The 13214-nt window shown below is 69.2% G+C and carries 12 protein-coding genes; 6 read left to right on the forward strand and 6 right to left on the reverse strand.

Translation table 11 applies throughout. From position 1 onward, the window contains the following. Window positions 1-18: 18 nt before the first annotated feature. Window positions 19-1077, reverse strand: a complete 1059-nt coding sequence (gene recA / locus N2M23_RS07700; RefSeq protein WP_265444524.1) for a recombinase RecA — start codon at window positions 1075-1077, stop codon at window positions 19-21. Window positions 1078-1324: 247 nt separating this feature from the next. On the opposite strand from recA, the gene N2M23_RS07705 reads away from it, so the two are divergent. Beyond that, window positions 1325-2284 carry an acyl-CoA thioesterase gene (locus N2M23_RS07705; RefSeq protein ID WP_482792389.1) on the forward strand — a complete coding sequence of 320 codons (960 nt, stop codon included), beginning with the start codon at window positions 1325-1327 and terminating at the stop codon, window positions 2282-2284. A gap of 66 nt (window positions 2285-2350) precedes the next feature. On the opposite strand, the gene N2M23_RS07710 is transcribed toward N2M23_RS07705, so the two are convergent. Continuing rightward, complete coding sequence (locus tag N2M23_RS07710) at window positions 2351-2788, reverse strand: DUF2000 domain-containing protein (protein ID WP_265444528.1); 438 nt, start codon at window positions 2786-2788, stop codon at window positions 2351-2353. Between the two features lie 24 nt (window positions 2789-2812). Continuing rightward, on the reverse strand, window positions 2813-3640 hold the full coding sequence (locus N2M23_RS07715) for a helix-turn-helix transcriptional regulator (protein WP_265444529.1): 828 nt from the start codon (window positions 3638-3640) through the stop codon (window positions 2813-2815). Window positions 3641-3789: 149 nt separating this feature from the next. Here N2M23_RS07715 and N2M23_RS20950 point away from each other — a divergent pair, with 149 nt between their 5' ends. The 4 genes from N2M23_RS20950 to N2M23_RS07740 all read left to right on the forward strand — a co-directional run bounded on the left by N2M23_RS20950 (window position 3790) and on the right by N2M23_RS07740 (window position 9144). Continuing rightward, window positions 3790-5502, forward strand: a complete 1713-nt coding sequence (locus N2M23_RS20950) for an alpha/beta hydrolase fold domain-containing protein (protein ID WP_341870583.1) — start codon at window positions 3790-3792, stop codon at window positions 5500-5502. Between the two features lie 134 nt (window positions 5503-5636). After that, window positions 5637-6548 carry an acetoacetate decarboxylase family protein gene (locus N2M23_RS07730; protein WP_265444530.1) on the forward strand — a complete coding sequence of 304 codons (912 nt, stop codon included), beginning with the start codon at window positions 5637-5639 and terminating at the stop codon, window positions 6546-6548. Further along, the gene (locus tag N2M23_RS07735) at window positions 6545-8125 is read left to right on the forward strand and encodes a succinic semialdehyde dehydrogenase (protein WP_265444532.1); all 1581 of its coding nucleotides are present in this window, start codon (window positions 6545-6547) and stop codon (window positions 8123-8125) included. The genes N2M23_RS07730 and N2M23_RS07735 overlap by 4 nt, the downstream gene beginning before the upstream one ends. A gap of 44 nt (window positions 8126-8169) precedes the next feature. Continuing rightward, window positions 8170-9144, forward strand: a complete 975-nt coding sequence (locus tag N2M23_RS07740; RefSeq protein WP_265444534.1) for an NAD(P)H-quinone oxidoreductase — start codon at window positions 8170-8172, stop codon at window positions 9142-9144. 22 nt (window positions 9145-9166) lie between these two features. Here the strand turns inward: N2M23_RS07740 and N2M23_RS07745 are convergent, their stop codons facing one another. Genes N2M23_RS07745 through N2M23_RS07755 form a run of 3 tightly spaced genes read right to left on the reverse strand, consistent with a single transcriptional unit; the run spans window position 9167 to window position 12255 of the window. After that, complete coding sequence (locus tag N2M23_RS07745) at window positions 9167-9751, reverse strand: TetR/AcrR family transcriptional regulator (RefSeq protein WP_265444535.1); 585 nt, start codon at window positions 9749-9751, stop codon at window positions 9167-9169. Window positions 9752-9796: 45 nt separating this feature from the next. Beyond that, complete coding sequence (locus N2M23_RS07750) at window positions 9797-10399, reverse strand: TIGR03086 family metal-binding protein (RefSeq protein WP_265444537.1); 603 nt, start codon at window positions 10397-10399, stop codon at window positions 9797-9799. 32 nt (window positions 10400-10431) lie between these two features. Beyond that, complete coding sequence (locus tag N2M23_RS07755) at window positions 10432-12255, reverse strand: EamA family transporter (RefSeq protein WP_265444538.1); 1824 nt, start codon at window positions 12253-12255, stop codon at window positions 10432-10434. Window positions 12256-12334: 79 nt separating this feature from the next. Between N2M23_RS07755 and N2M23_RS07760 the strand changes: the two genes are divergently transcribed. Then, window positions 12335-13195, forward strand: a complete 861-nt coding sequence (locus N2M23_RS07760) for a LysR substrate-binding domain-containing protein (RefSeq protein WP_265444539.1) — start codon at window positions 12335-12337, stop codon at window positions 13193-13195. The last annotated feature ends 19 nt before the right edge of the window (window positions 13196-13214 follow it).

Consider the following 13214-nt stretch of genomic DNA (forward strand, 5'->3'; position numbering starts at 1 on the left):
GGAGGGGTCTTGTCTCGATCAGAAGTCGACCGGGGTGACCACGCCGTCCTCGGCGGGCTTGTCGACCTGCGGCCCGACGCCGAGCTTCTCCTTAATCTTCTTTTCCAGCTCGTCGGCCAGGTCGGGGTTGTCCCGCAGGAAGCCGCGGGCGTTCTCCTTGCCCTGCCCCAGCTGGTCGCCCTCGTAGGTGTACCAGGCGCCCGACTTGCGGACGAAGCCCTGCTCCACGCCCATGTCGATCAGGCCGCCCTCCCGGGAGATGCCCTGGCCGTAGAGGATGTCGAACTCCGCCTGCTTGAACGGCGGGGACACCTTGTTCTTGACCACCTTGACGCGGGTGCGGTTGCCGACCGGGTCGGTGCCGTCCTTGAGGGTCTCGATGCGACGCACGTCGAGGCGGACCGAGGCGTAGAACTTCAGTGCCTTACCACCGGTGGTGGTCTCCGGCGAGCCGAACATCACGCCGATCTTCTCGCGCAGCTGGTTGATGAAGATCGCGGTGGTGCCGGTGCTGTTGAGCGCACCGGTGATCTTGCGCAGCGCCTGTGACATCAGGCGCGCCTGCAGGCCCACGTGGCTGTCACCCATCTCGCCCTCGATCTCGGCGCGCGGCACGAGTGCGGCCACCGAGTCGATCACGATGATGTCGAGTGAACCGGAGCGGATCAGCATGTCGGCGATTTCGAGCGCCTGCTCACCGGTGTCGGGTTGGCTGACCAGCAGCGAGTCGACGTCGACGCCGAGCTTCTTGGCGTATTCGGGGTCGAGCGCGTGCTCGGCGTCGATGAACGCCGCGATACCGCCGTTGCGCTGGGCACTGGCCACCGCGTGCAGCGCGACCGTGGTCTTACCGGACGACTCCGGACCGTAGATCTCCACGACCCGCCCGCGCGGCAGACCACCGATGCCGAGTGCCACGTCCAGGGCGATGGCGCCGGTCGGGATCACGTCGATCGGTGGGCGGACGTCGTCACCGAGCCGCATGACCGCGCCCTTGCCGTGGGCCTTCTCGATCTGGGCCATCACGGTGTCGAGTGATTTGAGCTTGTTGTCGGCGTTGCCGGCGTTTGCTGCCATGGTGGGCACTCCTTAGCTGTTGCGAGGGTGGGTCGCGCCTACCTGCGACCGTCCGCCGCCCTCGTGCAGGCTCGGGTGAGCCGGGCTTTGGAACTGGTCAGACGCTAGGCCTCCGCACCGACAACCCACCGTGCAAGATCCACGCACTGTGGATAGCGGGCCGTCCGTCGGAGACATGTGGATGAGCCTATCCCGACCCCGAACATTCGTACGAAAAGCGGGTCGCTCGGCGTGTCGGTTCGGCATGATGTCCTGTGTGACCACCACACCTGCTCCGACCGATCACGACCGCTCCGGTCTCACCCTGCGCTTTCTCGCCGCGCCGACCGACGAGGGGTATGCCGGTCGGGTCAGCGGCGGACGCGTGCTGGAGTGGATCGACAAGGCGGCGTATGCCGCAGCGGTCGCCTGGAGCAGGCACTACTGCGTCACGGCATACGTCGGGGACGTGCACTTCGGCACGCCGATCCGGGTCGGCGACCTCGTGGAGGTCGAGGCACGCATCGTGCACACCGGCCGGTCCAGCATGGACGTGCGTGTGCAGGTGCGCACCGGCAGCCCGCGCACCGGCGAGTTGAGCGTCGCCACCGAGTGCCTGACCGTCTTCGTCGCGATGCAAGACGGCAGGTCGGTGGCGATCCCGTCATACACACCGACCACCGCCGATCAGCGGGAGGCCGAGGCAGATGCGCTGCGGCACAAGGAGATCCGGGCTGTCATCGAGCGCGAACTGACCAACATGCCACCCGAGTCGGAGCTGCACGCACCCGGACGGACGATGCGCTTCCTCGCCCGCCCGACCGATGTCAACTGGGGTGGCAACGTGCACGGCGGCAATGTCATGGATTGGATCGACGAGGCCGCGCACGTGCTCGCCACGCAGTGGACGCGCAGCACCTGCAACGTCGCGGTCTATGTCGGCGGAGTCCGCTTCCTGCAACCGATGCACATCGGCGACCTCGTCGAGATCCAGGCTCGGCTGATGCGCACCGGACGGACCAGCATGCACATGACGGTCGATGTCCGCTCCGGTGATCCGGCGGGTGACGCGCCCTCGCTGACGACGCGGTGTCACCTGGTCTTCGTCGCCATCGGCGATGCCGACCAGCCGCAAGAGGTGCCCGCCTGGACACCGACGACCGCTGGCGACCGTGCTCTCGAACGGCACGCGGCGGCGCTCCTCGCCGCGAGCGGCAACACCTTCTGACCTGCGCCCGACCCCGCCCCGACCTCGCGCAGCTGCGTGGTCTGCGGCGGCCCGGGTGTCCGGGTCTCACCGGTGCAGGTAAGCGCCCTTGAGGATCTTGTCGATCGCGTTCTTCGGGCCGTGCACCGCGATGCCGACCAGGTCGAGGTCATCGGTCGGAACCGCAGCGGTGGCAGCGCGATTCGCGGCATCGTGACCGGTTTCGAACATTTCCTTGGTGAAGATCGCTGCGCGTATGCCGCGCCCGGCTGCTCGGGCACGAGCGTTGGTCAGAGTGTGCGCGCCCCCTTCGAAGACCAGCACCGGCATACCGAGCAGTGGCAGGTAGCTGCCGCCGTCACCGTCGGTGTATGGCGCGCCGACCAGTTCCGGATACGCCGCCGCGATGCCGGCTGCGAGGAACGCGGTCACGTTGAGCCGTTGCCAGGTGGCGAGGTCGTCGCGCACCAGAACGGCGACCTTGGTCGCGAAGGGCGGGGTCAGCTGATCGGCGGATTGATCCATGCGGCCATGGTCTTTCGGCCCCGCTCACCGGTCTTGTACGAAATTGACCTCGCCTGTCCGGGCACGGAAGCGGCCGGGTGAGGTCCGCAACAATCTCCGGAAGTGCCGGTGCAGGTGGGCCTGGTCGTAGAAGCCGGTCGCGACGGCGACCTCGGCCGCAGGCCGGCCGTCGAGGAGCAGCCGGCGTGCAGCATCGAGGCGGCGCCCGACGACATACTGGTGCGGAGGTATGGCGAATTCCCTTGTGAACGCACGGATCAGGTATGCCGCGCTCACCTCCAATCCCCGCGCGATCTCGGTGATGGTCGGCGGGTCGATCGGGTCGGCGTCGAGCAGGTCGCGGGCTCGACGGGCGAGCCGAGCACGCTCGATCGGTGCCGCACGGTTCGGCGCCGGATGCCCGGACAAGTGCCATTCGAGGCGTTCGAGGAGTATGGCGAGTGCGTCGCGCGCGGCGGGCCGCTCCCCCGCCGCAAGCGCGCCGTCCAGCAACGACGCCTGCGCACGCAACCGGTCGTCGAGCAGCAGCGGTGCGTCGACGCAACGACCGATCAGCCGCTCCGGCAGCGCGGCGGTCTCCAGGTAGACGACCCGCTTGCGAAAACCACTCGCGGTCAACGGATGCCCGTCGTGCGGCACGTGCGGCGGCAGCAGGGTGACACCGGCTCCGGCGGTGGCTGCGTCACGGTGCCGGTCGACGTCATACCCGATGCGGCCGTCGTCGACGATCAGCACAGTCCAGGCGTCGTGCGTGTGCGCCGGGTAATGGTGGTCGGCCCACCGCGCGTGCAGCACTTCGCGAACGCCCGGCACGCCCGGGTCCCACGCGCGCACCTGGTCCGGAACCGACATATCCCGACGGTACCCAGCGCGAGACGACAGGCCACGAGGCGCCAACCTACGGTGCGGTGTTGACGATGCTCACATCCTTGCCTAGCGTGATGTAAGCACCGCACACAGTGGCCGTCGTCGCTGTCGTCCCACCTCCCCGAGGAGCCCGCATGACGTCCGTCCTCATGGTCCTTTCCGCTGCACACGTGTGGACGCTGCGGGACGGCACGCTGCACCCGACCGGAGTGTGGGCCGAGGAGTTCGTGGTGCCCTACGAGCTCTTCACCGCGGCCGGCTTCGACGTCACGGTCGCGACGCCGGGCGGCAAGGAGCCGGTGATCGACAAGCTCAGCCTCGGCATCTCCGGCGGCCTGCCCGCCAAGACCAGGAAGATCGGCGCCGAGGCGAAGCGCCTGGCACCGGTGCTGGAGCACCCGGCCAATCTCTCCGACGTCGACCAGGTCGACTACGACCTGGTCTTCTACTCCGGCGGTCACGGGCCGATGGAGGATCTCGCGGTCGACGAGACGTCCGGGGCGCTGCTCAGCGCGCGGCTCGCGTCGGGCCGACCGCTCGCACTGCTCTGCCACGCGCCCGCGGCGTCGCTCGCCGCCCGCAGCCCCGACGGCTCCTGGCCGTTCGCGGGCTACCGGATGACCGGACTGTCCAACCGCGAAGAACGGCTGAATCCCTTTGCCTGGAAAGCAAAGTGGCTGCTCGAGGACCGCCTGAAGGAGTCCGGCGCCGACTACTCCAAGGGCTTCCCGCTGCGGCCGCACATCGTGGTCGACCGCAACCTCTACACCGGCCAGAACCCCCAATCCTCGGAGCAGCTGGCGAAGCAACTCATCGCCGTGCTGGCCGAGACGCAGCACCCATTCCGTCCGAGCAGTCCGACCCCACAAGGAGTGACGATGTCCGAGCTTCCCCCGCCCATCACCCCCTACCTCGAGCCCGAGGCCAAGGAACTGGCCGACGCGACCGATCCGCACCCGCGCATCTACGAGGTGCCGCCGGAGGAGGGGCGCAAGATCCTCTCCGACCTGCAAAGCGGCGAGGGTGTCGAGCGCCCCGACGTCGACGAGCAGTGGGTCGACGTCGACGCCGGCGAGTGGGGCACCGTCCGCACCCGCATCATCCGAGCCAAGGGCGTCACCGGTGATCTGCCGGGCCTGTTCTACATCCACGGCGCGGGCTGGGTGTTCGGCGACGAGCACACCCACGACCGCCTCTTCCGCGAGCTCACCGTCGGCGCCGGCGCGGTCGGCATCTTCCCGGTCTACGACCGCGCCCCGGAGAAGGGCTACCCGACCCAGGTCGAGCAGAACTACGCGGTCGGCCAGTGGGTCGCGCAGCACGGTGCGGAGTACGGCATCGACACCTCACGCCTCGCGGTCACCGGCGAGTCGGTCGGCGGATGTATGTCGGCAGTCTTCGCCCTGATGAACAAGGACCGCGGCGGCCTCGCCCTCACGGCAGAGGCGCTGCTCTACCCGGTCACCAACGCCGATTTCGACACCCCGTCATACCTGCAGTTCGCCGAGGGCTACTACCTCACCCGCGACGGCATGAAGTGGTTCTGGGACGCCTACACCACCGATCCCGAGAAGCGCAAGGAGAAGTACGCAGCTCCCCTGCAGGCATCGCTCGACGAATTGCGTGGCCTGCCAAGGACTCTCGTGATCACCGACGAAGCCGACGTGCTGCGCGACGAGGGCGAGCAGTATGCCAACAAGCTGCGCGAAGCGGGCGTCGACGTCACCTCGATGCGCGTAGCCGGCATGGTGCACGACTTCCTGCTGCTGGACAGCCTGCGCGACACCAAGGCCGCCAACCTGGCCCGTCAGGTCGCGATCGACTTCCTGCACGACGCTCTCAACTGACCAGCTAGCTGACCGGCACGGCGGATGACCGAGCCCGGGCCCTCCCCCATCGAACGAGGACCCGGGCTCGACTCATGTTGACACTGATTACACCAGGAGTATGCTCGATGTAATCAGTGCATACATTCGAGGAGATGAGCAGGATGGACACCGTCGACGTCACGCTCGGCACGCACACCGTTCCGGTGCCGAAGGGCGGGTACTACGACCGCTTCCGGATGAATCCCGACCTCGACGAGGTCGCGCGTGATCCGCGCGTCAGCGACGTGAGCTTCTTCCGGAGCATCCCCAAGACCGTGGTGGAGTCGCCGATCGGCACCACGCTCACGCCCAACTTCTACTACCGCAACTCCACCGCGCGCCTCACCTACCTGGCCAAGACCGGCGCGATCCGCTCGCGCCTCCCCCGCGAGCTGGACCCGCTCGAGGTGGCGCCCGGCATCGGCCTCGCCTTCGTGATGTTCTTCCGTTACGACGTCGCCGACATCGACTTCTACACCGAAGCGGCCGTCGGTGCCGCGGTGCGGCCGGCGCGCCACGGTCACGTCGGATTTGCCGACCTGGCAACGGCTTTGGGCAACAACCACCTCTACGCGTATGTGATGTCGCTACCGGTAAACACTCAGATCGCGCAGGTGCGCGGCCACGACGGATACGGCTTCCCCAAGTGGGTCACCGAGCTCGACGTCGACATCGACGACGCGCACACGTCCGCGCGGGTGGCGAACGACACCGGTGGCACCGACATCGCGCTGACGGCGCGCACCCCGAAGCAGAAGCACTACCCCAGCGGCAGCAAGGTCGGATCGCTCACGTCATACACCCAGATCGGCGACGACTGGTTCTCGACACTGAGCCAGACCAACGTGCTCGCCTCCGGCGTGCAACTCCTTCCGCGGAAGGTCGACGTCGAGCTCGGCAACGGCCGCGTGTCGGACGACCTGCGGTCGCTGGAGACCATCCGGCCCCTGCAGTTCGAGGTGGCGACCGAGGTGCAGATCGCGCTCCACCTGCCCGCACCGATCTCGGTGGCGAAGCGCGCATGAGTGCGACCGTCGCGACGAAAACGGCTCTCGGATCAGTGAATCCGGCGCGTCTGGACTCCCTGGCAGCACGGGTGCAGACCGTCGGCGAACGGCCCGCACTCGTCGTCAGCAACGCCATGACCGGCGATGACCTCGGGCAGGTGCCGCGGTGCACCCCCGACGACGTCGCAGCGGCGGCCGCGCGAGCGCGCGCCGTCCAACCCGCCTGGGTCGCAACGTCGTTCGAGCATCGCGCCGCCATCATGCTGCGCTTCCACGACCTGGTGCTGAAGCGGCAGGACGAGGTGCTCGACCTGATCCAGCTGGAGAACGGCAAGGCTCGCCGGCACGCGTTCGAAGAGATCATGGACGTCTGCCTCAACGCGCGCTACTACGCGCACACCGCCGCCGACTACCTGCAGCCGAAGCGCCGCCAGGGTGTGCAGCTCGCCCTGACCAAGGTCACCGAGCTGCGCCACCCGAAGGGTCTGGTCGGGGTGATCTCGCCCTGGAACTACCCGCTCACCCTCGGCATCAGCGACGCTCTCCCGGCAATCATGGCCGGCAACGCCGTGCTCACCAAGCCCGACCAGCAAACGCCCTTCGCCGCACTCTGGGCGGTCGAATTGCTCGAGGAGGCAGGGCTTCCCGCAAGTCTGGTGCAGGTGGTCACCGGGTCGGGGGCCGAGCTCGGCGGCGCGATCATCGAGCAGTCGGACTTTCTGATGTTCACCGGCTCGACCGCCGTCGGCCGCACCGTCGCGGCCCAGGCCGGCGAGCGGCTCATCGACTGCTCGATGGAGCTGGGCGGCAAGAACGCCCTGCTCGTGCTGGACGACGCCGATGTCGACAAGGCGGTGGCCGGTGCGGTGCGCGCATGCTTCTCCAACACCGGTCAGCTGTGCATCTCGATCGAGCGCATCTATCTGCCGGCGACGCTGTGGGAGGAGTTCAGTGCGAAGTTCGCGCAGGCCGCCCGCGCGCTGACGCTCTCCCCGGCGCTCGACTACTCGGGCGACATCGGCTCGCTCATCTCCGCCAAGCAGTTCGGCACCGTGACCGACCATGTCCAGGACGCCAAGGACAAGGGCGCGACCGTGCTCGCCGGTGGCCGGCCAAGGCCCGACCTCGGCCCGCATTTCTACGAGCCGACCATCCTCACCGACGTCGCCGACGACATGACGGTGTTCGCGCACGAGACCTTCGGACCGGTCGTCTCGCTCTACCGGGTCGCGACCGAGGAGGAAGCGATCGCCCGGGCCAACGACAGCGAATACGGGCTGAATTTCAGTGTCTGGACGTCGGATCCGGAGCACGGACGGTCGGTGGCCGCCCGGCTGCAGGCCGGCACGGTCAACGTCAACGACGCGTATGCCGCGACGTGGGGCTCGATCGACGCGCCCATGGGCGGGATGAAGGCCTCCGGCATCGGTAGTCGCCACGGCGAGCACGGCATCACCAAATACACCGACGCCCAGACGATCGCCGTCGAACGCGTCCTGCCCGTCGGCGCACCCGACGGAGTCAGTCCGGCGCTCTACGCGCGGGCCGTCACGGCGGCCTTCCGCCTGCTGCGACGCGTGCCCGGCGTCAAGTGAGCGCCGACCCGATCCACCAAATCTCAAGCCCACGAAGGAAACTCATGCAAGCGATTACTGTCGAGGACAAGACCCAGGACCTGCGGCTGACCGAGGTGCCCACTCCTGAGCCCGGCCCGGACGAGGTGCTGGTCAAGGTGCAGGCCGCCGGCATCAACCGGGCCGACCTGATGCAACGGCTGGGCCTCTACCCGCCGCCTGCGGGCATCACCGACATCATGGGCCTGGAGATCTCCGGCACCATCGCGCAGGTCGGCGCCAACGTGACCGGCTGGTCGGTGGGCGACCCGGTCTGCGCACTCCTCGCCGGTGGCGGATATGCCCAGTTTGCAGTCGTTCCCGTCGGCCAGCTCCTCCCGATCCCCGACGGCGTCTCGGTCGTCGACGCGGCCGCGCTGCCGGAGGTCGCGAGCACCGTGTGGTCCAACCTCGTGGTCGAGGCCGGCCTGCGCGCGGGTGAGGCGCTGCTCGTGCACGGCGGTGGCGGCGGCATCGGGACCCACGCCATACAGGTGGCGAAGGCGTTGGGTGCGAAGGTCGCGGTGACCGTCGGCTCGGAGGACAAGGCGCAGCGCTGTCGCGAGCTCGGCGCGGACATCGTGATCAACTACCGCGAGCAGGACTTCGCCGAGGAACTCGCCGGACAGGTCGACGTCATCCTGGACATCATGGCGGCGAGCTACCTCGGCCCCAATGTGAAGGCTCTCGCGCCGGGCGGCCGACTGGTGATCATCGGCATGCAGGGCGGCCTGGTCGGCGAGCTCAATATCGCCGAACTCATCGGCAAGCGCGCCCGGGTCATCGGCACCAACGTGCGCAACCGGCCGATCACCGGTCCCGGTTCGAAAGCGGAGATCGTCGAGGCAGTCTGCGAGGGCGAATGGCCTTTGATCGCAGACGGATCCGTGCGTCCGGTCATCTCGGCGAAGCTGCCGTTGCGCGACGCCGCAGAGGGTCAGGCGTTGCTCGACTCGGCGGGTTCGGTCGGCAAGGTGCTGCTGCTGCCGGACCACGACTGACCGGACTGACTGGCCGGGCCGGTCACCTCGACCGGGCCTCCTGCATGGCGACCACGGTCTGCCGGATGCGCGCGGCGACCTCCTTGCGCGACGACGCATCGAGCTTGCCGTCGAGGTAGAGGAAGGCCAGCCCGTGCACCAGCGCCCACATGCCGGTGGCGGTGGCGGCCGGGTCGTCGGTCTCGATCACCCGGCCGACCGCCTCCCGCAGGTAGGCGTGGATCGCGTCGACCGCGGCCACCCGATCGGGGCTGGTGCGATCACAGCCCTCGGCGAACATCACCCGGAACAGCCCCGGCCGGTCGAGCGCGAATTCGACATACGCGACGGCGAGATCGGCCAGGTCGGTGGTCGAGGCCGGCTCGGGGTGCCGGGCGGCGAGCCCGGCCATCAACTCCTGGTAGCCCACGGCCGCAACCGCCGACAGCAGTGAGATGCGGTCGGGGAAATGCCGGTATGGCGCAGCACTCGACACCCCCGCCTTGCGTGCCACCGCACGCAGCGAAAGTTCGACCTCGCCGTCCTCGTCGAGCATCTCCACGGCCGTCCGCACCAGCGTCGCGGGCAGGTCGCCGTGATGGTAGCTCGCCTGCTGCTTGTCCACCATTCCTCCAGCATACAGCCTATGTATGCGCTGCTTACATAGCACGTGTCACAGGCGCGCCTCGACGGTGCGCCCCGGGTCGCGGCCGAGGAAGCGCAACAGCCGCGCCGCGGGGTCGTCGCCGTCCTGCCCGGCGAGGGCTGGCGCGTAGGCGCCCCATTGGCGCAACGGCTCGACGAGAGCTCGCGCCGCGGGGTCGAGCTGGGCGGCGAGCCCGTCGGTCAGCGGGCTCGGGGCACCGAGCGACGAGGTGATGTCCCAGGCGTGGACCGCCGCATCCAACGCGGCCATCGCCGCCGCGACATCGGCGGCCTGCGGCCCCTGCGGCAACGGCGTCGACACCTGCGCCGCGCCGCCGTCAACCGTCGCCCAAGCGTCGCGGGCGCGGACGAGGGCAGCATCGACATACGCCGAGAGCCCGGTCGCCGGCGCACCGGTCGGCGCGAAGGGATCGCCCTCCGGCCCGGGACCGCCGTCGATGCCCGCGGCCCAGATGACCTGGTCGAGCACGGCGTGCTCCAGCACTTGCCCGACGCTCCAGTCCGCGCAGGCCGAAGGACGGGCCAGGTCGGCCGGCCCGAGCCTGCGAGCGGCCGATCGCAGGGCGTCGTGAGCTTCGTCGATGATCGAGATGACATTGGTGGTGTTCATGGCGGATCTCCTTGTGGTTACTTGTTTTTCGTTCAGGACAGGACGGGAGCACAGGTGGTCTCTGCGGGCCGCGCGCGACGCCTGGCGATACGCTGCAGTTGCCCTTCTCCGACTCCGAGGCCGGCCAGGATGAGCGCGACGCCGACAACGACCGGGACTCCGACGGACTCGCCGGCGGTAATGGCGCCAACCGCGATCGCGAAGACCGGCACCAGGTAGTCGACGGATGCCGCGCGCGCGGCGCCGATGTCGCGCACCAGCCGGAAGTAGAGCAACGACGCGTAGCCGGTCGCACCGACCCCCAGGATGACCACCGCGCCGAGCGCGGTGGGTGTGATCGCGCCGACCCGCAGGCCGAGCGCAGGCGTCAGCCCGGCCTGTATGACGGTGGCCGCGGCCAGCTGCGAGGCCGCCACACCGAGTGCGCTCCCGGTGCCGGCCTGGAACCGGCGCGCCCACACATACCCTGCGGCATAACTCGTCGCCGCGCCGAGACAAAGCAGCGCACCGATCACCCTCGATTCGCCGGCGAAGGGATTGACGACGATGACAATCCCCGCGAATGCGATCACGAATCCCACGACGACCCGGCGCGTGCTGGCCTCGCCGCGCAGGGCCACGGCGGCGACGAGCACGGTGAGCAGCGGCGTCAGACCGATCAGCGCACCGGCGGCCCCAGCGGTGGTGCCGCGTTCGCCATACGTGAGCAGGAGGTAGGGCACGACGTTGGCGAGCAGTGCGCCGACTGCGGTGATCGCCCAGCCGCGGCGGCCGCGCACGAGTCGGTCCCCGCGCCAGCGCACGACCGCGACCAGCACCAGCGTCGCAAGCGCGAGCCGCGAAAGCACCAGTGCGCCAGGCGAGAACGCCTCCCCTGCGAGCCGGATCAGGCTGAAACTCGACCCCCAGATCGCAGCCTGCGCGACAAACCGCAGCATGGTGCCGGGGCGCTTCGCCCGCGCGCTCGGCACCGCGGGGCGCCTCACCCGTCGGCCGGGCCGTCCCGTGCGCTGACTCGCCACCAGTGCAGTCAGGGCCGCGACCATCCCGACGACCTGCACGCCGGTGAGGTGCTCGCCGAGCGCGACCACACCGATCACCGCCGCGGTCAGCGGGGAGAGCAGGCCGAGCATCGCGGTCGGCGCCGCGGGCAGCGCCCGCACACCTCGAAACCACAGCGTGTAGGCGAGCAGTCCGCCGACCAGCCCGAGCCAGACGTACCCACCGAATCCCTTGGCCGTCACGTCGGTCGGGACACCCTCGACCAGCAGGGCAGGTGCCGCGAGCACCAGTCCTCCGCCGGTGAGCAGCCATCCTGCGTACGCCGTGGGCGACACCTGCGGAGGGCGACCCCACCTCTTCGAGAGCACGACGCCGAGCGCCATACACAAGGCGCCGCAGAGACCGGCGGACACGCCCGCTACGTCGAGCCGCGCGGTCGGGCCGAGCACGACCAGCCCGACTCCGATCACACCGAGCACGCCCGCCCCGAGACGCCAAGGCGTCGGCCGCTCGCCGAGGATCCCGGCGGCAAGAGCGGCCACGACGAGCGGTTGGATTGCGCCGAGGGTGGCGGCGACCCCGCCGGGCAGCCGCTCCGCGGCGAGGAAGAGCAGCGGGAAGAACATCCCGATGTTGAGGGCGCCGAGCACGAGCGCACGCCACCACCAGGAGCCACGCGGAAGCGAGCGGGTGACCGCGAGTGCGAGCAGGCCGGCGGGCAATGCCCGGGCGAGCCCGGCGAAGAGCGGATGACCCGGCGGCAGCGCTTGGGTGGTCACCGCGTAGGTCGTGCCCCACACGGTCGGTGCGACGGCCGTCGCGAGCAGGATGCGTAGGTCCGAGATTGCGGTCATGACTCCAGACTCGGCGCGCACGATCAATCTGTCCAAGACATGGATGACATGACAACAATCGTGCTGCACGATTGATCTCATGGAGTTGCAACAGCTGCGTTACGTCCTCGCCGTGGCCGAGCAGCGGAATTTCACCCGTGCGGCCGCGCAATGCTTCGTCGCGCAATCGGCACTGAGTCACCAGGTCAAGGCACTCGAGCACGAGCTCGGTGTGCCGCTCTTTGCCCGGACCAGCCGCCGGGTCGAGGTGACCGCTGCAGGGGAGGCGTTCCTGCCCGCTGCGCGCGCCTGCCTGGAAGCGGCGGACCGCGCGGCAACCGACGCGGCCGGAGCCGCCGGCCTGCTGCGGGGATCGCTGCGCATCGGGGCGATTCCCACCGTGACCGCGGTGGACCTCCCTCGCCTGATCGAACGCTTCAACCGGGCCCACCCCGAAGTCGGGGTGTCGCTCGTGGTGGGCGCGAGCGGGGAGCTGCAGGAGGCGATCGAAGCAGGAAAGCTCGACGTCTGCTTCTTGGGCCTGCCGGCGAATTCGGTTCCACGCGTGGCACATCGGGCGCTCGACCGCCATCGCCTGGTCGCCGTGGTCGCGGCCGATCACCGGTTGGCCGGACGCCGCCGGGTGAGGCTGGCAGACCTTGCGGACGACGCCTTTGCCGACTTCCCGGCCGGCACCAGCGGTCGCCAGCAGTCGGACGAGGCGTTCGACGCTGCGGGCCTGGTGCGATCGGTGCCGTTCGAGTCGACCACCGCGGAGCTGCTGGTCGACCTGGTCGAGCGCCATCTCGCGATCACGCTCCTCGCCCCCGGCGTCATCCCACGCCGGCGCTCCATCGCCCGCGTCGCAGTCTCTGACGGGCCGGAACGGGTGGAATACCTGGGGTGGAGGGCGCTCAACCCGAGCCCGGCCGCGCGCGCGTTCACCGAGCTCGTCGCCTGATGTGACCCTTGACACATCA

Origin of the sequence: Flexivirga meconopsidis (assembly GCF_026162425.1) — a bacterium.
Taxonomy (GTDB): domain Bacteria; phylum Actinomycetota; class Actinomycetes; order Actinomycetales; family Dermatophilaceae; genus Flexivirga; species Flexivirga meconopsidis.

Bases quoted from the DNA above. Each gene is read 5' to 3' on its own strand.
- recA (WP_265444524.1), bottom strand. From the start codon at position 1,077: ATGGCAGCAAACGCCGGCAACGCCGACAACAAGCTCAAATCACTCGAC.
- N2M23_RS07705 (WP_482792389.1), top strand. From the start codon at position 1,325: ATGTCCTGTGTGACCACCACACCTGCTCCGACCGATCACGACCGCTCC.
- N2M23_RS07710 (WP_265444528.1), bottom strand. From the start codon at position 2,788: ATGGATCAATCCGCCGATCAGCTGACCCCGCCCTTCGCGACCAAGGTC.
- N2M23_RS07715 (WP_265444529.1), bottom strand. From the start codon at position 3,640: ATGTCGGTTCCGGACCAGGTGCGCGCGTGGGACCCGGGCGTGCCGGGC.
- N2M23_RS20950 (WP_341870583.1), top strand. From the start codon at position 3,790: ATGACGTCCGTCCTCATGGTCCTTTCCGCTGCACACGTGTGGACGCTG.
- N2M23_RS07730 (WP_265444530.1), top strand. From the start codon at position 5,637: ATGAGCAGGATGGACACCGTCGACGTCACGCTCGGCACGCACACCGTT.
- N2M23_RS07735 (WP_265444532.1), top strand. From the start codon at position 6,545: ATGAGTGCGACCGTCGCGACGAAAACGGCTCTCGGATCAGTGAATCCG.
- N2M23_RS07740 (WP_265444534.1), top strand. From the start codon at position 8,170: ATGCAAGCGATTACTGTCGAGGACAAGACCCAGGACCTGCGGCTGACC.
- N2M23_RS07745 (WP_265444535.1), bottom strand. From the start codon at position 9,751: ATGGTGGACAAGCAGCAGGCGAGCTACCATCACGGCGACCTGCCCGCG.
- N2M23_RS07750 (WP_265444537.1), bottom strand. From the start codon at position 10,399: ATGAACACCACCAATGTCATCTCGATCATCGACGAAGCTCACGACGCC.
- N2M23_RS07755 (WP_265444538.1), bottom strand. From the start codon at position 12,255: ATGACCGCAATCTCGGACCTACGCATCCTGCTCGCGACGGCCGTCGCA.
- N2M23_RS07760 (WP_265444539.1), top strand. From the start codon at position 12,335: ATGGAGTTGCAACAGCTGCGTTACGTCCTCGCCGTGGCCGAGCAGCGG.